24 protein-coding genes are annotated in these 25,146 nt (G+C 68.2%); 8 read left to right on the forward strand and 16 right to left on the reverse strand.

Annotation, left to right across the window (positions count from 1 at the left end):
* The 5 genes from NE358_RS16725 to NE358_RS16745 form a co-directional block, all read right to left on the reverse strand.
* Complete coding sequence (locus NE358_RS16725; protein ID WP_289940221.1) at positions 1-1,692, reverse strand: dipeptide ABC transporter ATP-binding protein; 1,692 nt, start codon at positions 1,690-1,692, stop codon at positions 1-3.
* Positions 1,689-2,771, reverse strand: a complete 1,083-nt coding sequence (locus NE358_RS16730) for an ABC transporter permease (protein WP_289940222.1) — start codon at positions 2,769-2,771, stop codon at positions 1,689-1,691. Before NE358_RS16730 ends, NE358_RS16725 begins: the two co-directional genes overlap by 4 nt.
* 1 nt (position 2,772) lies before the next feature.
* Positions 2,773-3,846, reverse strand: coding sequence for an ABC transporter permease (locus NE358_RS16735; RefSeq protein ID WP_103207537.1), 1,074 nt, complete (start codon positions 3,844-3,846; stop codon positions 2,773-2,775).
* 121 nt (positions 3,847-3,967) lie between these two features.
* Positions 3,968-5,599, reverse strand: a complete 1,632-nt coding sequence (locus tag NE358_RS16740; RefSeq protein ID WP_289940223.1) for an ABC transporter substrate-binding protein — start codon at positions 5,597-5,599, stop codon at positions 3,968-3,970.
* 184 nt (positions 5,600-5,783) lie between these two features.
* Entirely contained in the window at positions 5,784-6,383 is a 600-nt protein-coding gene (locus tag NE358_RS16745) for a TetR/AcrR family transcriptional regulator (RefSeq protein ID WP_289940224.1), read from the reverse strand.
* A 90-nt stretch (positions 6,384-6,473) separates the two neighbouring features.
* On the opposite strand from NE358_RS16745, the gene NE358_RS16750 reads away from it, so the two are divergent.
* Both NE358_RS16750 and NE358_RS16755 read left to right on the forward strand, forming a co-directional pair.
* Positions 6,474-7,388, forward strand: coding sequence for an SDR family NAD(P)-dependent oxidoreductase (locus tag NE358_RS16750; protein ID WP_289940225.1), 915 nt, complete (start codon positions 6,474-6,476; stop codon positions 7,386-7,388).
* Positions 7,385-8,188 (forward strand): SDR family oxidoreductase, encoded by an 804-nt coding sequence (locus tag NE358_RS16755; protein WP_289940226.1) that lies wholly within the window; start codon positions 7,385-7,387, stop codon positions 8,186-8,188. Before NE358_RS16750 ends, NE358_RS16755 begins: the two co-directional genes overlap by 4 nt.
* Positions 8,189-8,257: 69 nt before the next feature.
* On the opposite strand, the gene NE358_RS16760 is transcribed toward NE358_RS16755, so the two are convergent.
* Together NE358_RS16760 and sfnG are read right to left on the reverse strand one after the other, a co-directional pair.
* Complete coding sequence (locus tag NE358_RS16760) at positions 8,258-9,298, reverse strand: putative FMN-dependent luciferase-like monooxygenase (RefSeq protein ID WP_289940227.1); 1,041 nt, start codon at positions 9,296-9,298, stop codon at positions 8,258-8,260.
* Between the two features lie 77 nt (positions 9,299-9,375).
* Entirely contained in the window at positions 9,376-10,509 is a 1,134-nt protein-coding gene (gene sfnG / locus NE358_RS16765) for a dimethylsulfone monooxygenase SfnG (RefSeq protein ID WP_289940228.1), read from the reverse strand.
* A gap of 124 nt (positions 10,510-10,633) precedes the next feature.
* On the opposite strand from sfnG, the gene NE358_RS16770 reads away from it, so the two are divergent.
* Positions 10,634-11,695 (forward strand): LLM class flavin-dependent oxidoreductase, encoded by a 1,062-nt coding sequence (locus NE358_RS16770; RefSeq protein ID WP_289940229.1) that lies wholly within the window; start codon positions 10,634-10,636, stop codon positions 11,693-11,695.
* Positions 11,696-12,027: 332 nt separating this feature from the next.
* On the opposite strand, the gene NE358_RS16775 is transcribed toward NE358_RS16770, so the two are convergent.
* Genes NE358_RS16775 through NE358_RS16785 form a run of 3 tightly spaced genes read right to left on the reverse strand, consistent with a single transcriptional unit; the run spans position 12,028 to position 15,136 of the window.
* Positions 12,028-13,341, reverse strand: a complete 1,314-nt coding sequence (locus NE358_RS16775; RefSeq protein WP_289940230.1) for an O-acetylhomoserine aminocarboxypropyltransferase/cysteine synthase family protein — start codon at positions 13,339-13,341, stop codon at positions 12,028-12,030.
* On the reverse strand, positions 13,334-14,275 hold the full coding sequence (locus NE358_RS16780; RefSeq protein ID WP_289940231.1) for an ATP-grasp domain-containing protein: 942 nt from the start codon (positions 14,273-14,275) through the stop codon (positions 13,334-13,336). Before NE358_RS16780 ends, NE358_RS16775 begins: the two co-directional genes overlap by 8 nt.
* Before the next feature lie 45 nt (positions 14,276-14,320).
* A complete protein-coding gene (locus NE358_RS16785; protein WP_289940232.1) occupies positions 14,321-15,136 on the reverse strand; it encodes a M14 family zinc carboxypeptidase in 816 nt (271 codons plus the stop codon).
* Positions 15,137-15,321: 185 nt separating this feature from the next.
* Here NE358_RS16785 and NE358_RS16790 point away from each other — a divergent pair, with 185 nt between their 5' ends.
* A complete protein-coding gene (locus NE358_RS16790; RefSeq protein ID WP_289940233.1) occupies positions 15,322-16,152 on the forward strand; it encodes a class I SAM-dependent methyltransferase in 831 nt (276 codons plus the stop codon).
* Positions 16,153-16,215: 63 nt separating this feature from the next.
* Here NE358_RS16790 and NE358_RS16795 read toward each other — a convergent pair whose 3' ends face one another.
* The gene (locus NE358_RS16795; RefSeq protein WP_289940234.1) at positions 16,216-17,022 is read right to left on the reverse strand and encodes a hypothetical protein; all 807 of its coding nucleotides are present in this window, start codon (positions 17,020-17,022) and stop codon (positions 16,216-16,218) included.
* Between the two features lie 93 nt (positions 17,023-17,115).
* Here NE358_RS16795 and NE358_RS16800 point away from each other — a divergent pair, with 93 nt between their 5' ends.
* The 3 genes from NE358_RS16800 to NE358_RS16810 are packed head-to-tail and all read left to right on the forward strand — an operon-like array spanning position 17,116 to position 18,598.
* Entirely contained in the window at positions 17,116-17,508 is a 393-nt protein-coding gene (locus NE358_RS16800) for a YbaB/EbfC family nucleoid-associated protein (protein ID WP_289940235.1), read from the forward strand.
* On the forward strand, positions 17,505-17,840 hold the full coding sequence (locus tag NE358_RS16805) for a type VII secretion target (protein ID WP_289940236.1): 336 nt from the start codon (positions 17,505-17,507) through the stop codon (positions 17,838-17,840). The genes NE358_RS16800 and NE358_RS16805 overlap by 4 nt, the downstream gene beginning before the upstream one ends.
* Entirely contained in the window at positions 17,837-18,598 is a 762-nt protein-coding gene (locus NE358_RS16810) for a hypothetical protein (RefSeq protein ID WP_289940237.1), read from the forward strand. The genes NE358_RS16805 and NE358_RS16810 overlap by 4 nt, the downstream gene beginning before the upstream one ends.
* A 387-nt stretch (positions 18,599-18,985) precedes the next feature.
* Here NE358_RS16810 and NE358_RS16815 read toward each other — a convergent pair whose 3' ends face one another.
* The 5 genes from NE358_RS16815 to NE358_RS16835 all read right to left on the reverse strand — a co-directional run bounded on the left by NE358_RS16815 (position 18,986) and on the right by NE358_RS16835 (position 23,863).
* Positions 18,986-19,375 (reverse strand): DUF779 domain-containing protein, encoded by a 390-nt coding sequence (locus NE358_RS16815; RefSeq protein ID WP_289940238.1) that lies wholly within the window; start codon positions 19,373-19,375, stop codon positions 18,986-18,988.
* An 89-nt stretch (positions 19,376-19,464) separates the two neighbouring features.
* Complete coding sequence (gene exaC / locus NE358_RS16820; RefSeq protein WP_103207506.1) at positions 19,465-21,015, reverse strand: acetaldehyde dehydrogenase ExaC; 1,551 nt, start codon at positions 21,013-21,015, stop codon at positions 19,465-19,467.
* Positions 21,016-21,274: 259 nt separating this feature from the next.
* Positions 21,275-21,799 carry a hypothetical protein gene (locus tag NE358_RS16825; protein WP_103207503.1) on the reverse strand — a complete coding sequence of 175 codons (525 nt, stop codon included), beginning with the start codon at positions 21,797-21,799 and terminating at the stop codon, positions 21,275-21,277.
* Between the two features lie 79 nt (positions 21,800-21,878).
* Positions 21,879-23,165, reverse strand: coding sequence for a sigma-54-dependent transcriptional regulator family protein (locus NE358_RS16830; protein WP_289940240.1), 1,287 nt, complete (start codon positions 23,163-23,165; stop codon positions 21,879-21,881).
* Between the two features lie 137 nt (positions 23,166-23,302).
* Positions 23,303-23,863, reverse strand: coding sequence for a hypothetical protein (locus NE358_RS16835; RefSeq protein WP_116239659.1), 561 nt, complete (start codon positions 23,861-23,863; stop codon positions 23,303-23,305).
* Positions 23,864-23,975: 112 nt separating this feature from the next.
* On the opposite strand from NE358_RS16835, the gene NE358_RS16840 reads away from it, so the two are divergent.
* Positions 23,976-25,010 (forward strand): NAD(P)-dependent alcohol dehydrogenase, encoded by a 1,035-nt coding sequence (locus NE358_RS16840; protein ID WP_103207494.1) that lies wholly within the window; start codon positions 23,976-23,978, stop codon positions 25,008-25,010.
* The last annotated feature ends 136 nt before the right edge of the window (positions 25,011-25,146 follow it).

Consider the following 25,146-nt stretch of genomic DNA (forward strand, 5'->3'; position numbering starts at 1 on the left):
TCAGACTCCCCGGGTCGCCCGCCAGAGCTCGCGGCGGTTCTCCTGCTCGACGGGGTCGGGCACAGGCAGCGACACCAGCAGGCGCTTGGTGTAATCGTCGCGCGGCTCAGTGAGCACCTGCACGGTCGTGCCCTGCTCGCGGATCACGCCCTGCTGCAGCACGACCACGCGGTCGGCCACCTCGTCGACGACGGCGAGGTCGTGGCTGATGAACAGGCACGCGAAGCCGAACTCGGACTGCAGCTGCGCGAACAGCTGCAGCACGCGCGCCTGCACCGACACATCGAGCGCTGAGGTCGGCTCGTCGGCGATCAGCAGCTTGGGGTCGAGCGCGAGGGCGCGGGCGAGCGAGGCGCGCTGGCGCTGACCGCCCGACAGCTCGTGCGGGTAGCGGTCGCCGAACGCGGTCGGCAGCTGCACGGCATCCAGGAGTTCGTTCACGCGAGTGCGCGCCGCGCGGGCTCCCGAGACGCGACGGTGCACGACGAGCGGCTCGGCGATGCACTCCGCGATCGTGAGCAGCGGATTGAAGCTCGTGGCCGGGTCTTGGAACACGAACCCGATGTCGGGGCGGGTCTTGGCGAGCGCGCGGGGCTTCGCGCCGCGCATCTCGGTGCCGAGCACCTTCAGCGACCCGCCGACGACCGACGTCAGCCCGACCATCGCGCGACCGATCGTCGTCTTGCCCGAGCCCGACTCCCCCACCAGACCGAGCACTTCGCCCGGACCGATCCAGAAGTCGACGCCCTTCACGGCGACGACCCCCGGCGAACCGAAGCGGCCGGGGTAGCCGATCTCGACCTTCTCGGCGACGACCAGACTGCCCTCGGGCGGCGCGGTCGGGGCCGGTGTCTCAAGCGACTGACGGGCGCTCTTGCCGCGACCGACGTGCGGCACGGCGGCCAGCAGCTCGCGCGTGTACGCCTGCTGCGGGGAAGCGAAGAGCTCGCGTACGGGCGCCTGCTCGACGATGTCGCCGCGGTACATGACGATCACGCGGTCGGCGAGGTCGGCCACGACGCCCATGTTGTGGGTGATGAGCACGATCGTCGCGCCGAACTCGTCACGGCAGGTGCGCAGCAGATCGAGGATCTCGGCCTGCACCGTCACGTCGAGAGCCGTGGTCGGCTCGTCGGCGATGATCAGGCCGGCGTTGAGCACGAGCGCCATCGCGATGACCACGCGCTGCTTCTGCCCGCCCGAGAACTGGTGCGGGTAGTCGTCGACGCGCTTCTCGGGATCGGGGATGCCGACGCGGCGCAGGATGTCGACGGCCTTGGTCTTCGCCTCGGCCTTCGACAGCTTCTCGTGCGAGCGGAGCCCCTCGGCGATCTGCCAGCCCACGGTGTAGACGGGGTTGAGCGCGGTGGAGGGCTCCTGGAACACCATGGCGGCGTCACGCCCGCGCATCTCGCGCAGCTGGGAGCGGGTCGCGTGCACGATGTCGGTCTGGTCGCCGTCGCGGCCGCGCACGATGACGGCGCCCGAGAGCGTGGCCGTCTCGGGCAGCAGCCCCAGCAGCGTGTTCGCGGTCACGGTCTTGCCCGAGCCCGACTCGCCGACGATCGCGAGCACTTCGCCGGCGTGGGCCTCGAGCGAGATCCCGTTGATCGCCGAGACCGGCTCGCCGTCGGTCGCGAAGGTGACGCGCAGGTCGTCGATCCGGGCGACGGGGGCGGTGGTGCCGGTCATGAGGGGCTCCCATCGGAGGGGGCGGATGCCGGGGGCCCGGCGGGAGCGGCGGTGGCGCGAGCCTCGGCGGGAGCCGTCGACGGGTCGACCGCGGTGACGGGCGCAGGTGCCCGACCGGCGCGGCGGCGCGTGCGCAGACGCGGGTCGCTGAGATCGTTGAGGCTCTCGCCCACGAGGGTGATGCCGAGCACCGCGAGCACGATCGCGACTCCCGGCGGGATGGCGGTCCACCAGATGCCGCTGGTCACGTCGCTCACCGAACGGTTGAGGTCGTAGCCCCACTCGGCGGCGGCGGTGGCCTCGATTCCGAACCCGAGGAAGCCGAGGCCCGCGAGGGTCAGTAGCGCCTCGGAGGCGTTGAGGGTCACGACGACCGGCAAGGAACGGGTCGAGTTGCGCAGCACGTGACGGAGCAGGATGCGACCGGTCGGCACCCCAATCACGCGCGCCGACTCGACGAAGGGCTCGGCCTTGACCCGCACCACCTCGGCGCGGATCACCCGGAAGTACTGCGGCACGAAGACCACCGTGATCGAGATGGCGGTGGCGAGGATGCCGCCCCACAGCGTCGACTGGCCCTTCGTGATCGCGATCGACATCACGATCGCGAGCAGCAGCGAGGGAAAGGCGTAGATCGCATCGCACAGAACGACCAGGATGCGGTCCAACCAGCCGCCGAAGTAGCCGCCGACCAGGCCCAAGAAGATACCCAGGAAGATCGAGAACGCGATCGCGCACAGGATCACCAGCAGAGCGGTCTGCGCTCCCCAGATCACGCGCGAGAGCACGTCGTAGCCGCCGACGGTCGTGCCGAGCAGGTTCATCGCACTCGGCGCCTGTTGCGTCCCGAACTTGACGCCGTCCGCCTCCTGCTGCGCGAACCCGTACGGCGCGAGCAGCGGGGCGAACAACGCCGTCAGGAGGAAGACGGCGGTGATGACGAGGCCGAGCACCAGCATGGTGCGCTGCAGGCCGACGCTGCGGCGGAGGTGCGAGATCACCGGCAGGCGGTCGCGCAGGGGCACCTTGCGCACGGTCACGCTGTCGTCGGAGAGGGTGGGGGTCGCGGCATCCGACATGTCAGTACCTCACTCGCGGGTCGATGATCGCCGCGATGACGTCGACCAGGAAGTTGGTGAAGGCGACCAGCACGGCGATGATCACGACGATGCCCTGGACGGCGACGAAGTCGCGCGCCTTCAGGTACTCGCTGAGCATGAAGCCGAGGCCCTTCCACTCGAAGGTGGTCTCGGTCAGCACGGCGCCCGACAGCAGCAGAGCGATCTGCAGACCGATGACCGTGATGATCGGGATGAGCGCGGGGCGGTAGGCATGCTTGGTGACCAGACGGTACTCCCCCACGCCGCGCGAACGCGCCGAGGTGACGTACTGCGCGCCCAGGGTGCCGATGACGTTGGTGCGGACCAGACGGAGGAAGATTCCCGCGGTCAGGATGCCGAGAGCCACACCGGGCAGGATCGCGTGGATCAGCACGTCACCCGCGGCAGCGCCGTCGCCCAGACGGATCGCATCGAGCAGGTAGATGCCGGTGGGATTCTCGATCGAGGCGAACTTGAGCTCGGTACGGGTGCTCGCGCGCCCGGCGACCGGCAGGACGCTCAGCCACACCGAGAAGACGAGCTTCAGGAGCAGACCGACGAAGAAGATCGGCGTCGCATACCCGAGGATCGCACCGATGCGCAGGGTCGCGTCGGGCCAGCGGTCGCGCTTGTAGGCGGCGAGCAGGCCGAACGGGATGCCGATGAGCAGCGCCACGAAGAGCGCGTAGATCGCGAGCTCGAGAGTGGCGGATCCGTACTGCAGCAGGATCTCGATCACCGGACGGTTGTCGGTCAGCGTCGTGCCGAAGTCGCCGCGGAGGATCCCCCCGATGTACTCGAAGTACTGCACGATCAACGGCCGGTCGTAGCCGGCCTGGGCGATGCGCTCCGCGAGCTGATCAGGCGGAAGGCGGCCGCCGAGGGCGGCGGTGATCGGGTCGCCCGTGATGCGCATGAGCACGAACACCACGGTGACGAGGATGAACACCGTCGGGATGATCAGGAGCAGACGGACCAGGATGTAGCGCCACAGTCCTCCGCCCCTGGGGGCGACGGGTTTGGCGATGTCGGCAGCGTCGACGGCGGTGACCATACGGGAGAGACCTCACTCGAAGGGGGAACGGCGCCTCGTCGCACCGCTCTCGCCCAACGACCGAGGGTACGTGACCCTCGGTCGTTGAGCGTGCGGAATCGCGCGAGGCGCCGATTCGGTCTTACTTGTGCAGCGGTGCGTAACGGAACTTGAACGACCCGTCGAGGACGGCGCCCTCGACGCTCGAGCCCACGATCGCGACCTGCTTGCCCTGGAGCAGCGGCAGCGTCGACAGATCGGCGGCCACCTTGTCCTGGATCTCGCCGATCTCCGACTCGCGCGTGGTCTTGTCGGTCTGCGTCGCCTGGTCGACGAGCAGCTTCTGGACCTCGGCGTTGTCGTAGTGGTTCAGCAGGAAGTTGTCCTTCGAGAAGAACGGGGTGAGGTAGTTGTCGGCATCCGAGTAGTCGGGGAACCAGCCGAGCTGGTACGCGGGGTACGCGTCGGCCTTGCGGTCCTTCGTGTACTGCACCCACTCGGTCTGAGCGAGGTTGACCGTGAACAGGCCGTCCTTCTCGAGCTGCGCCTTGACCGCGGCGTACTCGTCGCCCGACGAGGGGCCGTAGTGGTCGCCGTTGTACTGAAGGTTCAGCGTGACGGGCGTCGTGAGACCGGCGGCCTCGAGAGTCGCCCTGGCCTTGGCGGCATCGGGCTTGCCGTTGCCGTCGCCGTACATGTCCTTGAGCGCCTCGTTGGCGCCCGCGAGACCCTGCGGAACGTAGGAGTACAGCGGCGAGTAGGTGTCCTTGTACACGTCGGTCGCGATGGCCTGGCGGTCGACGAGGTCGGCCGCGGCCTGGCGGATCGCGAGCGACTTGGCGGGGTCGGCGTCGGCCGTCTTCGTGCCGTAGGGCATGGTGTCGAAGTTGAAGACGATGTAGCGGATCTCTCCGCCGGGGCCGTCGACGACCTTGACCGCGTCGTCCTTCTGCAGGTCGGCGACGTCGGTCGCACTGAGGCTGCGGTAGGCCACGTCGATCGCACCCGACTGCACGTCGAGCTTGAGGTTCGACGAGTCGGCGTAGTACTTGGTCGAGATGCCACCGTTGGCAGCCTTGGGGAGGGACCCCATGTAGTCGGCGTACGGCTTGTACGAGATGAGCTCGTTGGGCTTGTACGAGTCGATCGTGTACTGACCGGCGAAGGCCTTGCCCTCGACGATGGTGTCGTCGGAGGTGACGGCGGTGGCCGAGAAGACCTCTTCGTCGACGATCGGCGCGGCGGGGCTCGACAGGATCTGGGGCCAGACCTGGTCGTTGCCGTTCTTGAGGGTGAAGACGACGGTGGTGTCGTCGGGAGTGGCGACGCTGTCGAGGTTGCCCAGCAGCGATGCGGGGCCGTTCGGGTCGTTGATGGCGACCTGGCGGTCGAACGAGAACTTCACGTCGGACGACGTCAGGTCGTGGCCGTTCGCGAACTTCAGGCCGGACTTGAGCTTGACCGTGTACTCGGTCGGCGAGGTGAACTCGGCCGACTCGGCGATGTCGGGAGTGACCTCGGACGTGCCGTACTGGCTGTTCATGAGGAAGGGGTAGATCTGCGTCATGACGGCGAACGAGCCGTTGTCGTACGAGCCGGCCGGGTCGATCGAGGTGATCTTGTCGGTGGTGCCGATGACGAGCGGGTCGGTCGATCCGCCGTCCGAGGAGCCGCCCCCGGTCGTGGTCGTGCAGCCTGCCAGGACGAGGGTCGACGCACCGAGCGCGCCGAGAGCGAGGCCGAGTCGGCCGCGGCCACTGTTGTGCAGTGTCATGAATTACCTCTGCTGTGAAGTGTCAATCGCGACAGATGCCGCGGTCCTTGGGACATCTTGGTCTTCAGCAGCCCGCACACCAACTCTTTGCCCGTCTTTTTACGATAACGAAACCTCGAATATCTTCCGGTGTGCGTATTTCGGGTTCGGACATGTTCCGGGCGGGAGCGCTCCCGAAGGCAATTCAGGGCAAGGGCCCCGCGAGCGCCGGTGCGATCGCACCCAGGGCCTCGACGGCAGCCTCCCGGGCCGTGGGGGACTCTCCGAGCGCCCAGGACTCGACGGCCATCGTCAAGGACGCGATCGTCGCCGCGGCCAACCCGCGCACGGCGAGGGGCCCCAGCTCGGGACGCTCGCGCCGGAACAGCTCGACGAGGTCGTCCTGTGCCTGACGCCCGGCGGCGAGCCACGACGCGCGCAACGCCGGCGTCTGCACGATGATGCGGGTCAGTCTGCGGCGCATCTCGGGCTCCACGGCGGTCGACTCCGCGAACCCCTCGACCACGGCCGCGAGCAGCGGCCCCGGCAGATGAGCGGCGAGGTGTCGGATGAACGTCGCGGGACCATCGGCCAGTTCGCCCACCAGCGTGCCGTCCTTGCTCGGGCAGTGCCGGTAGAACGTGCGCATCGAGATCCCCGCTCGGTCGGCGATCTGCTCCACGGTCGTCTGCTCGTAGCCCTGCGCCTCGAAGAGGTCTGCCGCAGCGGCCTCGATGAGGGCCATCGTCTCGATGCGGCGCCGCTCGCGCAGCGTCGGTGCGGGCGGAAGACGGCTTTCGGACATGGGCCAAGTATGCCGCCTCTCTAGTGACACACATATGCGTAGTGGCAGACTGTGCCACAAGCGCATCGCTCAGCTTCAAAGGAGAACAACATGTCCGAAATTTCGTTCACAGGCAGAGTGGCCATCGTCACCGGTGCCGGCGGAGGACTGGGGAAAGCCCACGCGCTCGAACTCGCTCGACGAGGGGCCAAGGTGGTCATCAACGACCTCGGCGGAGACATCTCCGGCGCGAACGGCGGCACCGCGATGGCCGACGACGTGGTCGCCGAGATCCAGGCCGCCGGCGGTGAGGCCGTCGCTAACTACGACTCGGTTGCCACGCCCGAGGGGGGAAGAGGAATCGTCGAGACCGCGCTCGACGCCTTCGGCCGCGTCGACATCCTCGTCAACAACGCCGGCAACATCCGCAACGCTCCTTTCACCGACCTCTCGCCCGAGTCCGTCGAGTCGCTGCTCGCCGTGCACGTCAAGGGCGCGTTCCACGTCACTCAACCGGCGTTCGAGGTCATGCGGGACAACGGCTACGGCCGCATCGTCTTCACGTCCTCGGCGGCCGGACTCTTCGGCTCCATTCAGCAGGCGAACTACGCCGCCGCCAAGGGGGCCGTCTTCGGCCTCGCGAATGTCGTCGCCCTCGAAGGAAAGCCGCACGGCATCCTGGTCAACACGATCCTCCCCGCCGCGAACAGTCGCATGCAGGCCGACATGAATGCGGAGCAGTTCGTCGGAATGCCGACTACTCCCGCACACGGCGAGCCCGAGATGATCACCGCGATGGTCGCGTACCTCGCCAGCGAACAGAACACCGCGACCCGCGAGCTGTACTCGATCGCGCGGGGACGCTACGCCCGCGTCTTCATGGGCGTCGCACCCGGGTGGCACGTCGCTCACGACGAGCCGGTCGCCACCGCCGACGACGTCGCCGCCCACATCGACCGTATCCGCGACCTCGAGGGCTACGCGGTCCCCGAGTCGATGGTCGCCGAGTTCGCGCTCGTCCCGTGACGGCGGCATCGGAGGGCACGACGCCCCGCTCCTACGTCGTCACCGGGGCAGGATCCGGAATCGGCGCGGCCACCGCCGCCCTCCTGCGCTCGCGCGGGCATCGCGTGATCGGGATCGACCTGCGCGGCAGTGACATCGATGCCGACCTGTCGACCGGGGAGGGCCGCCGGTCCGTCGCCCACGCGGTTCGCGGGGCGGTCGGCGACACCGTCGACGCCGTCATCGCCGTCGCGGGCGTGGCCCTGCCCACGTCTCTCACGGTGCGGGTCAACTACTTCGGCGCGATCGCGACTCTCGAGGAGCTCCTTCCGCTCCTGCGGAACTCGCCCGCGCCTCGCGCCGTCGTGGTGGCCTCGTTCTCGGCCCTTCAGCAGAACGACGCCGAACTCGTCGATCTGCTCCGCGCGGGCGACGAGGATGCCGCGGTCGCCCGCGCCGACGAGCTCGTCGGCGCGAACCAGGGCGATCTCATCTACCCGTCGACGAAACGCGCGATCGCGGAGTGGGTGCGCGAACGGGCCGTGACGCCCGAGTGGGCGGCATCCGGAATCCCGCTCAACGCGGTCGGACCCGGCATCATCCTGACGCCCATGACCGAGCCTCTGCTCGCCACGGCCGAGGGACGCGACGCGCTCATGCAGGTCGTGCCGATGCCGCTGGCCGGACCGGCTCGACCCGAGGCGATCGCCGAGGTGCTGGCCTGGCTCTCGGACGCCCCCAACGCCCACATCACGGGTCAGGTGGTGTTCATCGACGGCGGCGCGGACGCCGTGATCCGCGGACCTCGCGTCTTCGATTGACCGTGCGGGTGGGCGTCACTCCGGGCGTCCACCCGCATCTCCGTGCGCCGTCCATCACGCAGCTCCCTGTCAGCGGGGGAGTGGCGGCGACCCCAGGGCCCGCAGCTCCTCCGCCGCCTCGGCGCCCGTGCGCAGCCCCACGCGCGGCGCGACCTCGGTCGCCAGCAGCTCGATCGAGCGCAGCGTGATCTCGTGCGCAGGATCGACGGAGTGCACCTGGAACGCGACGTCGGTGGCCAGCGCGAGGGTCTCATCGGCGGTCAGTGAGGCGGTTACCTGCTCGACGGTTCCGAGGTGCGTGTCGGTCTGGCGCGCGAGGTCGCGCAGGTCACCGTCCGCATTCCGCTTGAGGAATGTACGCGTCAGGCGTCGCACACCGGGCTCGGCCGCGCTCCACGTGGCGTCGAGGTTCTCGGCATCCACCACCACCGCCGTCCGCGAGGCGAGGATGCGCGGCGTCACGCCCGCGGGCAGAGCGGCGAGATAGGCCTCGACGATCGGCACCTGCACCGCGTGCAGTGGCACGCTCTCGTCGCGTGGTTGGGTGCGCGAGAGCAGCAGCCCATCTCCGTCGGCGCCCGCCCTGCGGCCGCCCTCGACCGAGAAGGTCGCCTGCCACAGGCGCCCGCCCAGCTGTGACGCAGCGGGATTCAGGCGCGAATCGGTGCCGCGGATGCCGCGCCCGGCGAAGGCGTCGCGCAGGACCTCCAGGTGCGCGGCCTGGATCCGGCGTCGGTCATCCGAGGAGCGCTCGAACGCGGCGAACGAGCCCGGTGTCCCGCCCGTTCCGATCCCCAGCTGCACCCGGCCGTCGCTGAGCGAATCGACGACGGCCGCATCCTCGGCGACGCGTATCGGATCGTCGAGGGGCAGGGTCACGATCCCGGTGCCGAGGGCGATCCGCTCGGTCTGCACCGCCGCTGCCGCCAGGAACGCGAAGGGCGACGGCAGCCCACCCTCGTCGCGGTCGAAGTGGTGTTGAGCCACCCAGAGCGACGCGAAGCCGTGCCGCTCAGCGGCGCGTACCTGCGCGAGCGCCCGGTGGTATCGCTCACCGTCGGTGCCGGCATCCAGGAGTCTCGTGAAGAAACCGAGTCGTGCGCCGCTCATGTCGGAGCCTCACCGTCCTATGCCCGTCAAGGAATGTCCCTCCAGGCTAAGACGGATCCGCGGGCTCGCGGCCGTCGTCAGCGCGTCGCGACCTCGATCGGGTCGCCCGTGCGCTCGAGGTCGGCCTCGATCTCGCGCACGATCGGGATCACCGTCTCGCCGAAGGTCTCGAGCTCCTCCTGGAAGTGCAGGAAGCCGAGCAGGAACAGGTCGACCCCCCGCTTCTTGTACTCGATGATGCGCTCCGCGATCTGCTGAGCGTCGCCGAACAGCTGCGTGCGGAAGCCGTCGTTGTACTGCACGAGATCTTCGAACGAAGAGTCCGACCACATGCCCTTCTTGTCGGCCGTGGCATTGCCGGCCTCTTGCACGCTCTTGCGGAAACCCTCGACGGCCCCGCCATCGGCGTGCGCGATGATCTCGCGCAGCTGCGCCTCTGCCTCGGCGCGGCTGTCGCGCTGGATGACGAAGCCGTTGAGCCCGAAGCGCGTGCGGCGCCCGTGCTCGGCGGCGATGCGCGTGACGTCGTCGTACTGCTCGGTGAAGCCGTCGAAGTCCTTGCCGTTCGAGAAGTACCAGTCGGAGTACGCGCCGCCGTTGAACCGCGCCGCCGTGGAGTTCCCGCCCTGGAAGATCTCGGGGTGCGCCCGCCCCGGCACCTCGTACGGGAACGGGCGCAGGGTGAAGTCGGTGATGTCGTAGTACTTGCCGTGGAACGAGAACTTCTCCTGCGTCCACAGACCGCGCAGCACCTGGATGAACTCGGCGGCGCGCTCGTAGCGCTCGTCGTGCTCGAGCCACTCGAGCCCCAGGTCGGTGTACTCGTCCTTGAACCATCCGCTGACGACGTTGACCGCCGCCCGGCCGTGCGAGAACTGATCGGCCGTGTTGATGAACTTCGCCAGGACGGCCGGATGCCAGATCCCGGGGTGGATGGCCGAGATGACCTTGAGCTTCTCGGTGGCCAGCAGCAGCGCGAGGCTGATCGAGGTGGACTCGTGCTGCTGCGCGGCACCGTAGCTCGAGGCGTACCGCACCTGGCTCAGGGCGTACTCGAACCCCACCCGCTCGGCGGTGCGAGCGAGCTTCACGTTGTAATCGTAGCCCCAGTCGGTGCGCTGCTCGATCGAGCTGATGACGAGACCGCCGCTGACGTTGGGCACCCAGTAGGCGAACTTCAGCGGCTCGTGGGTGGGCGTGGTGTCGGTCATGGGGTCCTCCTGGCGGGATCGGAACCCGGCTACCGTCGCACCGCTCGGTCGAGGCGTCAACGACATATGACGGACCATGTCGCCGCGTGACGCCGGGCCTCATCGACCGGGCGAGGATGGAGCCATGACCTCCCCCCAGCGCGTGCGTTTCGGTTACTGGACCCCGATCTTCGGCGGATGGCTGCGCAACGTCGACGACGAGCAGACCCCCGTGTCGTTCGCGCACGTCGCCGAGATCGCGCGGGCCGCGGAAGAGGGCGGGTTCGACCTGACGCTGATTCCCGAGCTCAACCTCAACGACATCAAGGGCGTCGAGGCGCCGTCGCTCGACGCCTGGGCCGTGACGGCTGGTCTCGCCGCGGTGACGTCGAAGCTCGAGCTGATGACCGCCGTTCGCCCCGGCTTCCACAACCCGTTCCACACCGCGAAGCAGGCCGCGACCATCGACGAGATCAGCGGCGGGCGGTTCACGCTGAACGTCGTCTCGGCGTGGTGGGCCGAGGAGGCGAAGCAGTACGAGGGCCTCTTCAGCGCGCACGACGACCGGTACGCCCGCACGATCGAATGGGTCGAGGTGCTGCGCGGCCTGTGGTCGCAGACGCCGTTCGCGTACGAGGGCGAGTACTACCGCACGGAGGGCACTTACACCGAGCCGAAGCCGCGGGTGCAGCCCCGCCTCTACGCCGGCGGTGAGAGCGAGGCCGGACGCACCGCGATCACCCGCTTCGCCGACGCCTACCTCACGCACGGCGGCACGCTCGAGGAGCTCGAGACGAAGGTCGCCGACATGCGTCGTCGTCGGTCCGAGGCCGGAGCGACCCCGTTCGAGGCCTTCGGCATGGCCGCCTACGCGATCGTTCGCGACACCGAGGAAGAGGCCCAGGCCGAGATCGACCGCATCACCGACGTGCGCGGGGGAGCGGCCTACGGTTCGTACCAGGACTTCGTGAGCAAGTCGAAGCTCGACACCCAGGTCGACCTCAAGGAGTACTCGGTGTCGAACCGCGGGCTCCGCCCCGATCTCGTCGGCACGCCCGATCAGGTGGCCGAGCGCATCGTCGCCTTCGCGAACGTGGGCGTCTCGACCCTGCTGCTGCAGTTCTCGCCGCACCTGCCCGAGATGCAGCGCTTCGCGGCCGAGGTGATCCCGCGCGTACGCCGCCTGGAGACCCAGCGCGACGCGTGACGCCGCGCCCCTCGGGTTGAGATCCATTGGGACGCGGCTGTGAACGACTGCGTGTCCAGAACACCCGAACGGTTGCAAAGAACGTCCGGGTGTTCTGGACACTCAAAGGCGCCGCAGGATGCCGAGCACCTGATGGCGGGACGGGATACCCAACGCCCAAGGGCGCGGCGGGCTGCCGGAACTGACGGCGTGACGGGACGCCGGGCACCCAACGGCGCAGCGGATACCTGACACCCAACGGCGCAGCGGGATGCCGGGTACCCGACCGAACGACGGGAAGCCGAAAACCTCACGGCGCAGCGAGATGCCGGGCGCCCGGCGAACCGTGATGACTAGACCGCGGCGCGGAGGGCCTGGTCGAGGTCGGCGATGAGGTCTTCGGCATCCTCGAGGCCGATGGACAGGCGGATGAGGCCGTCACCGATGCCGAGGCGGTCACGCGTCTCTTGCGTGAAGCCGAGGTGCGTGGTCGTGGCGGGATGCAGCGCCATCGAGCGCGTGTCACCGATGTTCGTCATGCGACTGAACAGGCGGAGAGCGTCGAAGAAGCGCTCGGCCGCGTCTCGGCCACCGCGCACGGTGAACGAGAAGACCGAACCCGACAGCCCGTCGTAGTCGCGGACCGCCAGCGCGTGCTGCGGGTGCGACGGGAGGCCGGCGTAGTCGACGCTCTCGACCGCGTCGTGCTGCTCGAGCCACTCGGCGATCGTGCGGGCGCTGGCGAGATGCTGCCGCATGCGGACCGACAGCGTCTCCATGCCCTGCTGCAGCAGAAAGCCGTTGAGGGGCGACAGCGCGGGGCCGGTGTCGTTGGCGATACCGAACCGCAGCGACAGCTCGAACGCGCGCGGCCCGAACGCTTCGACGAACGAGGAGTACGCCGCCACCGGCGTGTCGGTGAGGGCGGGGTAGGAGCGGTCGGATGCCGCCCACTCGAACGTTCCGCCGTCGACGACGGCGCCAGCGAGGTTGGCTCCGTGGCCGGACAGGAACTTCGTCGCGGAGTGCACCACGATGTCGGCACCGTGTTCGATCGGACGGATGAGGTACGGCGTCGCGATGGTGTTGTCGACGACCAGGGGGATGCCATGGCGACGCGCCACCCGCGCGACGGCGCCGATATCGACGACGTCGTTCTTGGGGTTGGGCAGTGTCTCGGTGAAGATGGCCTTCGTCTCGGGACGGATGAGGGCGTCCCACTCGGACTCGTCGTTCGGGTCCCACACGTATTCGACCGTGACGCCCATGCGAGCGAACGTGCGGTCGAAGAGCACACGCGTGCCGCTGTAGATGCTCGCCGTGGACACCATGTGCTCGCCGCTGCCGGCGAGGCCCAGCAGCGCGACCGTGATCGCGGCCTGCCCGGAGCCGACGACGATCGCCCCTGACCCGCCCTCGAGAGAGGCCAGGCGCGCCTCGGCGACCTGATTGGTCGGGTTGGCGTTGCGGGAGTACAGGTGTCCGAGATCGGCCGCAGCGAAGCGGTCGGTCGCTTCCTGGAACGACGCGAAGCGATAGGCCGCGGACAGGTGGACGGGCGTGATGCGCGAGCCGTGCGTGAGGTCTTCGACCTCGCCCGCATGCACCTGCCGTGTCGCGAAACCGAAGCCGTCCCAGTCGGCGTGCGGGGGAGAGGGCTCAGCCACCCAGACCCACCGCCTCTTGCGGCAGGAGGGAGCCCAGCCAGCGGGCGATCTCTCGCGGGCCGGAGCGCGGGGCCGTCGCCTCGACGTCGGGGTTGTAGTTCGTGTTGGTGTTGACGTCGTACGTCACCGTGCGACCGTCTCGCGTGTCGATGAACTCGATGCCGGCGATGCCCACGCCCTCTGCGGCCAGGAAGGCGAGATAGCGGTCGATGAGGGCCGGGTCGACGTCATCCCGCCGCCGGAAGAGAGGTTCGGGCTCGACGCCGTCGGCGCCCGGGAGAGCGCACGCCTCGGCCGGGCACAGCTCGAAGCTGCCCGCACTGGTGTCGACGCGAACCGCGTAGACGAAATCGCCGGCCACGAACTCGGCGCGTGTCACGAACGGCGCCTCGGCGACGAGGAGCTCCTGCAGCAGGGTGATGCCGTCGGGGGAGGGCTCGAAGTCGGAGCTGCCGACCCACGCGGCGAACTCGTCGATCGAATCCCAGCGCCGCACGCCGAGGCCCTTACCGCCCTGATTGTGCTTGCTGATGAAGGGGGCACCGAACTCCCGAGCCTTCGCGGCGAGGTCGTCAGTCCCGAAGACCGCGACCGTGCGCGGAACGTCGATACCGGCGTGGCGCAGCGCCGCGTGCTGCGCGACCTTGCTCACCTCGAGCTCGAGCACGTCGGCGCCGTTGATGACGGTACGGCCCCACGACGCCAGCCAGCGGAGGACGGCGCGACCGAACTCTTTGCTGTAGGCGTGATCGCGAGTGTGCGCCGAGGCGCTGAGGCGCGACCAGAAGATGCCCTCCGGCGGCTCGACGGACAGGTCGATCGACCCGTCGGTGAGGAGCCACTCCTCGAACGGCACCCCTTCTGCCTCGAACGCCGCCGCGAACGGCGGGATCCACTGAGGATTCTCGTGGATGACATAGACCTTGCCCGACATAGGGTCCACGCTAACGCGGACCCCCGACATCCCGCCCGACCGCTGTCACGCGACGACACCGGGGCGTGGCATCCCGCCGTGCGGCGGCCCGCACGGCTCGACCTGCAGAACGTCGGTGTATCCGTGGATGTCGATGAAGTACGTGGGCTGGATGATGGCCGAGAGGTCACGGACGATGGATGCCTCGGCCGTGGCGCCCCTGATGAAGTCCCGGTTCGGGTCGTAGCCGTTCCACGTGCCGCGCCAGCCGAGGACGCGACCGTCGGGGTTGTTCGTCACGGTGAAGTACAGACGACGGTCGGACAGGATCTCGGTCACGGCCGGATCGGTGCTCGTCGCGAGATCGGCGATGTAGTCGAGCGTCGCGTCGGTGCCCTCCCACTCGTTCCCGTGGATGTTGGAGTTGAACCACACCGGGACCTTGTAGTTCGCCAGGAGGTCGGCATCGGTCGCGGCCGCGATCGGGTCGTACTTGACCGTGTCTCGCCGGGCCTCCTGTCGTGCGGTCTCGGCGGCCGTCTCGGGGGCGGTGACGGTGACCAGATAGATGTCGCGGCCCTGCGCGGAATGCGAGACGACCTGCGTCGAGACGCGGTCGCTCTTGCTCATGAGGTCGTTGAGGAGGGGAGCGATCTCGTCGTATGGACGGGCTCCCCGCCAGATCGAGGCATCCCCGGGATCGTCCGGGAAGACGCGGAGCTGGGGCTGCACGGGGTAGCTCGCGCGCATGTCGATGAGCGGCGACGTCGGTCGGACGATCGGCACGGACGCGGAGATGGATGCCGCCTGCGCGGCTGCCGCACCGAAGATCATGGCGGCGGTGAAGACGGTGACGACAGCGGTGCTGGTGCGTCTCTTCAACGGAATCTCTCCTGGACGTGGGGGGCTCAGCACACGGCGGATGCCGCGCAGGGCGAGATCGAATGAGAGCTGAAAGAAATATATGATTCCGTCATTTCTTGGATGTGAAGGATGCGCGTTGTTGGGTTACGGTGCGTTTCCTGCATTCTCGAAAGTCTGGACGACTGAGTTTCAAGAGGGGTGCCATGACGTCTGCGTACATCGACGCGAACCGCGCCAACTGGGACGAGCGGGCGACGCTGCACGCGGCTCGGGACGGGTCAGGGTACGGCGTGCAGCGGTACGTCGCAGACCCCGCCGCCCTGTCCGACGTCGTCCGCTTCGACCTGCCCCAGCTCGGCGACATCGCCGGAAAGCGCGCGGTCCACTTGCAGTGCCATATCGGTACCGACACGCTCTCGCTGGCGCGCCTCGGCGCTCGCGTCACGGGGCTCGACTTCTCCGAGAACGCGGTGGCCGAAGCCCGCCGCCTCGCCGCGGAGGCCGGTGCCGACGTCACGTACGTGCAGTCCGACGTCCGGGATGCCGCGAAGGCGCTGCCGCGCGGGGCGTTCGACCTCGTCTACACCGGCATCGGAGCGCTGTGCTGGCTCCCCTCGATCACCGAATGGGCGGGGGTCGTCGCCGAGCTCCTGACGCCCGGCGGGACCCTGCACATCCGGGAGGGACACCCGATCCTGTGGGCCCTGAACGAGGAGCTCCCCGGTCTCGCGTTGACCTTCCCGTACTTCGAGCAGGCGGCGCCGCTCGAGTGGAACGACGACAGCACGTACGTCGAGGTGTCGGCGCCGCTGACCTCGACTCGCACGTACGAGTGGAACCACGGCCTCGGCGAGATCGTCACCGCCCTGCTCGACAGGGGACTGCGCATCGACGCTCTCGTCGAGCACGACAGCGTCCCGTGGGACGCACTCCCCGGGCGCATGACCCAACGACCCGACGGCGAGTTCGCTCTGACGGAGCAGCCCTCGGTCATGCCGCTGAGCTACACGATCCGGGCGACGAAGGGGGCGTGACCCGGAGCGCGTCACCTTCCGAAGGTAGAAGGGACTGCGCAGCCCAGTTCGGCGTCCTGGATGTCATCGGCCGCCGAAGAGCAGCGCGGCACCACCCGCAACCCCCATCGCGGCGACCACGGCCAGCAGGTACCACGTGACTCGCATACGGTTTACACGGCCACCCTGCGACTGCATGGGCGCCACGGACTGGTGTACTTCAGTGCCCGAGGACGAGGCGTCCATCGGGAAGATCTCACGGATCCGATCCATCAGCAGCTGCGCTGTACGAAGAGTGTGCTTCCATGACTCCGCATCGTCCGTCGCAAGAGAGCGAGGGGCGTACAGAAACAGCCACCGTCCGTTCAGTTCCACATTCAACGGATATGTCCGGTTGTCCAACGCCCCGACGACCTCGGGCGTCAGGAGCGCGTTAGCCACAAACTCTGCTCCGGGGACCGCCTCGACGCGGAGGCCGCTGCGACGTTCGTCCGCTAGAGCCCCGGCCGGGGTTGCCGGCAGAGGGTTCTGGGCAAAGTTCGACCGCGATTCCATCGTGACGGAGGGCATCGCGACGCCGACGTCCGCAGCAAGATACCCCCACCGCTGAGTGAATTGATTCCCCACAGCGACCTTCGTGTAGAAGCTATCGCCGATCTCCATCATGGGAGTGCCGGGGATGCGCACGATGTTGACGGCGCGCTGCGACAACCGCGACCCGCCATTCGGTTCACGGAAGACCACCCCGGGCAGCTGCTGGTCGACCGCATGCGTGTAGTACTGCCAGCCGTTCGCCAGGGCGAGATGAGCGACGGCGTTCGCCGTCGGGTCTGTCCTCGCCGGCGGATCGGTCGGGTGCGTGAGCGGCGTGAAGTCGATGTCAGCGTGCACGGGGTCATTCTGCCCGCTGCGGCGTCAAGACGAGACTCCGCCTGTGGTGCGGGAGACCATGTGGTGTTGAGCACGACATTCAAGGAGGGCTGAGTGACGGACTCTGCAGAAGTGAAGGAAGCACTACTCAAGCTCGACAGGCAGGTGGCCCTGAGCCAGCGCCGGGCGGAGCAGATGCAGCAACTCGCATCAGACATCGATGCAATACGCGTCGAAATCGCCTCCCCAGGTGGGCAAGTAAAGGTTTCAGTGGATGCCAACGGTCGGTTGCTCGATGTCGGCTTCACTCACCAGGCGTTCGCATTGGGTCCCGATCGGATCCGTTCGTTGCTTCTCCAGGCGCTCGACGAGGGCTACGAGGAAGCGACACGTCGCAGTATCGCCCTGGCTGCGGATGCTTTCGGACCCGACGCACCAACGGTCGCTGGCCTTCGAACGAATGCTGAAAGGTACCGCCCACAAGCGAAGCAAGAGGATGCAGGGTGAGCGACGATCGTATTCGAGTAGATCCGGATTTCCTGCGACAGCACGCTCGTAAAGTGGCGGCGCTGTCCAGCGACGTTGCTGAAGCCGCCTCGGCGGCAAGGCATGTCTCTCTCGGAGGGCAGGCTTTCGGAATCATTTGTGCCTTTGCCGCCACCCCGACAACTCTCCTCGGCCTGAGCGCTACAGGTGCCCTCCGATCCGTTGAGCGCGCCCTGGGGAGAGCTGCAACCGCAGCAACGCAGATGGCCGACGACTTCGAGGACCTCGAGAACCGCTTCGTGTACGAGCTAGAAACTCTCCGAGCAAAAATTGACGGCGGTGTATACACATGACGGAGACAAACCCGCTGATCGCACTACCGGAAGCAGGCAGTCTCGCCGACGGCATTGGTCCGTTCGAAGATGGATCTCTCCTCGTCGAGTCCATCTCGGGGGGCGATTGGATTGGGGCATCACTTGCCGGGGGCTCGATCCTCGCGTCTGGCTTCGACGCGGTCGTAAACCCGATCGCGACCCTCGTCTCGCTCGGCGTTGGATGGCTTCTCGAACATATGTGGCCGCTGAACGACTGGCTAAACGAGCTCACCGGCGACCATCACGAGGTCGCCGGTTTCGCCGAGACCTGGCAGAACATCGCGGGTCGACTCACTGGGTCGTCAGACTCGCTGCGTCTTTGCGTTAGCGACCTGGGCGACTTCGACGGGGCCGCTGCTGACGCCTACCGAGCGTTACTCACGGCCCTGACGTCGTCATTGCACAGGTGCGCTGAACTGTGCTCCGGACTTGGGATTGCGGCGGAGTTACTTGCTGGGATCGTCAAGGCGGTACACGATGTCGTCCGCGACGTGATCGCAGACCTCGTCGGGTTCGTCGTTCAGGAGCTGGCGCTGGTTGCAGGAACCTTGGGGGCGGCAACACCGGTAGTGGCCGCCCAACTGGCGGTGAAATCGGCCAAATGGACCGCCCTTCTCTCCGGATTCATCCGCGACCTCGTGACGTCTGCCGGAAGTTACGTGGATCTTGCCAAGACGATCAGGGAATTCGTCGACCGGGCATCCTCGGCCATCGACGGGAGTGTGCCCGCCGCGTGATTCCGCTTCTCGATCGCGCCTTGGCCGCCGTTCCTCCCGCCAATTGATTATGCGGCGCCCTCGGCGTTCTGCGTTGCTATGCCCGCATTCAGCAACTCGCGATCAGGTACCCCGCGAGATCCGGCTACTGCCGGGGCACACCGCATTGGCGATTGCCTACACAAAGGGGGCCGAACATCGTTATCGCTCCTTCATCCGGCGCGATCTCGTGCATTGCTGGGTCGTGCGGCAGGTGGTATCAGTCCCTCGGCCCCCTGTCCTGACGTCACTCTCGCATTTGGTCGGCGCAGGAGTACGGCTGGGTCATGAGTCCGGCAGCTCGCGACCACCGCGACGGTAAGCGACACACGAAGCGCCTCGGGTTGATGAGGACGTGCTCCTTTGGCATTACGACGACGCGCCCACCCCGAACGCCACCGCCTCTTCCTCCGTCAGCATCCGGGAGCGAATGAGGAATCGCATGCCCGTCGGTCCTTCGACCGAGAAGCCGGCGCCGCGCCCCGGAACGACGTCGATCGTCAGGTGCGTGAACTTCCAGTACTCGAACTGCGACTCCGACATGTAGACCTCGATCGGGTCGCCCAGGCCGACGTCGAGGTCGCCGAGGTGCACGTCGCTCGGCCCGGTGAGGAACATGCCTACCGGGTAACACATGGGGGAACTGCCATCGCAGCACCCACCGGACTGATGGAACATCAGCGGCCCGTGCGTCGCCGTCAGCTCGCGCAGCAGCGCGGCAGCGGCATCCGTCACATCGACGCGAGACAGCTGGTCCATGTCCCGTTCCTTTCAGACGATGTCCCACTTTCGGCTGCTCAAACGCTCGGCAGACAACCGAAAGTGGGACATGGGGAGCACACGGCGGCTCAGAAGAAGCCCATCGCCCCGTCGGCGTACGACACGAGCAGGTTCTTCGTCTGCTGGTAGTGATCGAGCATCTTGAGGTGGTTCTCGCGGCCGATGCCCGACTGCTTGTACCCGCCGAACGCGGCGTGCGCGGGGTACTGGTGGTAGGTGTTCGTCCACACACGTCCCGCCTCGATGGCCCGGCCGGCGCGGTACGCCGTGTCGCCGCTGCGGCTCCAGACACCGGCGCCCAGGCCGTACAGCGTGTCGTTGGCGATCGAGATCGCGTCGTCGAAGTCGTCGAACGAGGTGACCGACAGAACCGGTCCGAAGATCTCCTCCTGGAAGATCCGCATGTCGTTCGTGCCCTCGAACACGGTCGGCGCGACGTAGTAGCCCTCCGACAGGTCACCACCGAGGTCGACCCGCTCGCCGCCCGTGAGCAGCTTCGCGCCGCCCTGCGTGCCGATGTCGATGTACGACAGGATCTTCTCGAGCTGGTCGTTCGAGGCCTGCGCGCCGATCATCGTCTCGGGGTCGAGCGGATTGCCCTGACGCACCTTCTTCACGCGCTCGAGGCCGTCGCCCAGGAACTGGTCGTAAATCGATCGCTGGATCAGCGAACGCGAAGGGCACGTGCAGACCTCGCCCTGGTTCAGCGCGAACATCGTGAAACCCTCGAGAGCCTTGTCGTAGTAGGCATCGTCGCTGCGCAGGGCCACGTCTTCGAAGAACACATTGGGGCTCTTGCCTCCGAGCTCGAGCGTCACCGGGATGAGGTTCTGGGAGGCGTACTGCATGATCAGGCGGCCGGTCGTGGTCTCACCCGTGAAGGCGATCTTGCGGATCCGCTTGTGCTGGGCGAGCGGCGCGCCCGCCTCGATGCCGAAGCCGTTGACGATGTTCACCACGCCCGCGGGGAGCAGGTCGCCGATGATGTCGAAGAGGAAGAGAAGGGATGCCGGAGTCTGCTCGGCCGGCTTGATCACGACGCAGTTGCCTGCGGCCAGGGCGGGGGCCAGCTTCCACGCGGCCATGAGGATCGGGAAGTTCCACGGGATGATCTGGCCCACCACGCCGAGCGGCTCATTGAAGTGATACGCCACCGTGTTCTCGTCGAGCTGGCTGAGCGAGCCCTCCTGCGCACGCAGCACGCCCGCGAAGTAGCGGAAGTGGTCGACGGTGAGCGGAATGTCGGCCGCGAGGGTCTCGCGCACCGGCTTGCCGTTCTCCCACGTCTCGGCGACGGCGATCTTCTCGAGGTTCTCTTCGATCCGGTCGGCGATCTTGTTCAGGATGACGCTGCGCTCGGCCGGCGTGGTCTTCTTCCACGACGCGAATGCCTTCCACCCGGCATCCACCGCTCGATCGATGTCGTGCGCGTCGCCGCGACCGACCTCGCAGAACGGCTTTCCGGTGACGGGGGTGATGTTCTCGAAGTACTCGCCGCTGTGCGGTTCGACCCACTCGCCGCCGATGTAGTGCCCGTACCGCGAGCGATACTCGGCGACGGCCCCGCGGGTTCCGGGGGCGGCATAGACGCTCGAGACGCCTTCTTCGACGATGGTCATGCGTGTCTCCTTCGACGGTCATGAGTCGCCGCGTCGGCTGCGGGCGGCGATGCGCCGACGGTACGCCCGCGGAGGTTGCATCGGGTTGCACGGAGGTCGTCGCGGCCGCGGGGGGCGCGAGATCACGTGACCTGGACGAGAACACACGACAAGACGGGTGGTGTCGACGAGATCACGTGATTTCGCAGCCTCACCACGCCCCGCGAAACGACGGATGCCACGACCCCGAGGCCGTGGCATCCGTTCTGTGCGTCGAAGACTAGGCGTCGGCGTCGGCCAGCACCGACCGCAGCGGAGGCACGTTGACCTCGTGCAGGTCGACGTCGTCGAGGCGCTCGATGCTCTGCACGCGCGGCGCGATGGTGCGGTCGTCGGCCACGATCCAGCTGCCGACGAGAAGGAAGCGGTCGTTACCGGCCGTGATGGGACCCGTCAGCGCGAAGGTCTGGTGGGTCGGGGTGACGAAGGTGACCCGCACGGGGGTGCCGTGGGGGAGGGTCGAGGGGTCGACCACCTCGGCCTCGAGCGCGGGCTGCGGGGCCTCGATACCGAGGTCGATGCGCTGGATCTCGGCGCTCGTGGCCAGGATGACGTCGCCGACCAGCGGCTGCCCGCCCACGCCGATACGTACGGTGCCCTCGAGCGCGTACAGGCCGTACCGGGGCGAACGAACGATGACGCGGGCGACGTCGCCCGCCTTGACCTCGGCGAGGGCCTCGCGGATACGCCCCACGTCGCGACGGGCGCGAGCTGCCGAGAAGATGTCGAGCGCGTTTTCGTCCATATGTTCAGAGTAACGAGGGCCTCCGACATCGCGGACGCTCTCGGGAAATCCCCTGGTGCTGCCGGGGGAGTACGGAGTGTCACCCGCGTTCGAGGCGCTCCAGCCGCGCCACGAGACCCGCGCGCTTCGGCGAGCGAGCGGGCACGAGCTCCAAGCACAGTCGCAGAACCTCCTCGTCGTCGCGCGCGTCGGCGGTCTCGGCGTAGGCGAGCAGCACGTCGACACCCGCCTCGGCGATGAGCGCCTCACGCAGCGTCGAGCGCACCGACTCGCGCACCTCGACCACGCCCGGAGCCTCGGAGTCGGGGAGTACCGGACCGGCGTAGGCGGCGAGCGCCACCCGGTGTGCGCCGCGGTCGAGCAGCGATAGCACGTGCTGAGCGTCGGTCTCGAGGCCCGCGGGCAGCCGATACGGCCGCGACGAGGGGACGAGGCGCGGAGCCACCGGAACGAGCGCGCGCCGCAACCGCACCATCTCGGGCCGCAGCGTCTCGACGGCGGCGTGGCCATACACCGCCTCGCTCAGGGCCTCGGCCGACAGACCCTCGCGGTGCACGGCGAGCAGCAGCAGGATCTCCGCGTGGCGCGCGCTGAGCTCGACGGACGCACCGCCCACCTCCAGCAGGGCGCGGTCCCGGCCCAGGATGCGCAGCAGGGCTCGCGCCGGCGTGGGTCGACGCGGGGGAAAAGCCTGCTGCGCGCGCAGCCGCGCCACGAGCAGCTCGCTCTCGATCGCGCGAGCCGTGGCATCCACCAGCAGATGAGCCTGGGGCGTCACCGCCTCGGGCCCTCCGGTGACGTCGATCACGCCGAGCAGCCGGCGCGTCTCGGGGTCGTGAACGGGCGCCGCGGTACACGACCAGGGCTGCACGAGCCGGTTGAAGTGTTCCGCGCCGCGGATCTGCACCGACCTGTCGAGGGTCAGGGCCGTCCCCGGGGCCGAGGTGCCCACGGCATCCTCCGCCCAATTCGCCCCCGCCACGAACCCCATATCGCCGGTCAGGGCGCGGATATGACGATCGCCCTCGACCCACAGCAGGCGGCCCGCGGCGTCGCCCACCGCCACGACCACTCCTGATTCCTCCGCGGTGCCGGGCAGGAGCAACGAGCGAACCATGTCCATGACCCCCGCGAGCGGGTGAGCGCGGCGGTACGCCTCCAGCTCACCGCTGGGCAGATCGAGCGGCGGAAGACCTTCGGGCCCAACGAAGGATGCCAGCGACCTCCGCCACGAATCCTGCACGAGGGGCCGCACGTCATCGAGGCGCCGGTCGTCATTGCCGGCGAGGAGCTCGTCGTGAGCACGCGCGATCAGCAGCCCCGAGGTCTCGGGGGAAACGGCCGGTCGCGACCATGGAGAGGGCACGGGACTCCCATCGGCGGTGACGGAGGTGGGTCCCAGTGTAGGTCGGGTGGTCCGCGATCGGGAGGGTCGAATCGACCGGGGCGCAGTCCGTGCACCGGGGCGGTCAGCGAGCGCCCCGGTGCACGAAAGACACCCCGCTACGGCGCGACCTCCCAGGACACGACACGAGCGCGGTCGAGCGGGACGGACCCCGGAGCCAGGACATGCGGGATGCCGTGGAACCAGGCCCCGCTCACCCCTCGGCGCGCGCAATCCTCGAGCCAGGCGCGATTCTGCGGGGTCGTCGTCAGTGCCGCTCGATGGGACGCACGATCGAACGGCAGGACCTCACGCGGGTCGATGGGTTCACCCGTGGCGGTGAGCGTGCGGTCCAGCACGACACAGCCATCGGGAAGGTCAGCGGCCGGAATGGCCCAGAACTCCACTGGGGGCCTCTCACGGCCCCGGATCTCGAGCCACGCCTGCCAGATCGCGTGCGGGTGCACGGGGGAGAGGAAGACGACCTCTGTCCACGTCCGGTCGAGGCCGGGAATGACGGTGTCGCGCAGCCGGCGCCGCTCGGCGGTGTCGTCGTACTTTGCGAAGGCGTCTCGATAGGCCTCGGGCGCGATTCCGGCGAGGTCGCTCATCGGCACGAGCGCCGACGTGCCCTGCGCGAGACCGACCCGGGCGTGAAACACGCAGTCCGTGGCATCCATTGCCCCAGCCTGCCGATGAGAACCGTTCCCGATGTCCCGAAAACGCCGTCAACCCCCACAGGAAACACAGAGGACGCGCCCCACGGTGGAAAGAACGAGAGAAAGGGATGCCATGAAGGCAGTGCAGTATCGCGAGATCGGCAAAGGCCCCGAGGTCGTCGACATCGATGAGCCCCACGCGGGTCCCGGCCAGGTGCGCCTGAAGGTCACCGCGGCCGGCCTGTGCCACTCGGACTGGTTCGTCATGGACCTGCCCGAAGACCAGTACACCTACGGACTCCCTCTCACGCTGGGTCATGAGGGAGCGGGTGTCGTCGACGAGCTCGGCGAAGGTGTCGAAGGCGTCGAGATCGGCGCGGCGTACGCGATCTACGGACCGTGGGGCTGCGGCCGCTGCCATGCCTGCGCCCAGGGGGCCGAGAACTATTGCCCCTACGCGGCCGAGATGGGCATCACGCCTCCAGGACTGGGCAGCCCCGGAGCCATGGCCGAGTACGTGATCGTCGACGATCCGCGTCACCTCGCGCCCCTCGGCGACCTCGACCCGGTCGAGACCGTCTCGCTCACGGATGCCGGCCTCACGCCGTACCACGCCATCGTCGCGGCGAAGGAGAAGTTGTACCCCGGTGCCACAGCGGTCGTGATCGGTGTCGGAGGCCTCGGTCACGTCGGCGTCCAGATCCTCCGCGCGATCACGCAGGCGACGGTCATCGCGGTCGACCTGGGCGAAGACAAGCTGGCACTGGCCCGCGAGGTGGGCGCGCACCACACGGTCACCTCCGACGAGCATGCGGCCGAGCGCATCAAGGAACTGACGAACGGCCTCGGTGCGACCGCTGTCTTCGACTTCGTCGGCGTCCAGCCGACGATCGACCTCGCCCGTGCGGTCGCGGGAATGGACAGCTTCATCCACATCGTGGGCATCGGCGGCGGCATCCTCCCCGCCGGTTTCTTCTCGACGCCGATGGGCGCGGCTGTCCGCGCTCCGTACTGGGGCACCCGCAGCGAACTCATCGAGGTGCTCGATCTCGCCCGCAGCGGCGCGGTCGGCGTGCACGTGGAGCGCTACGGCTTCGACGGCGCCGTCGAGGCATACGGGAAGCTGCACAAGGGGGAGGTCCGGGGGCGCGCGGTCGTCGTGCCCTGACGCGGGCAGTGAGGGGGTGGCATCCGACCTTCGAGCAACCCGATGACGCCGCCCCTCTCTCTCGCCAATGGCCCCGGGGCCACACAGAACGCCCCGGGGCCACGAACAACGCCCTACGAGGCCGCCCCACCCCGCA

Source organism: Sphingomonas sp. G5, assembly GCF_052660795.1.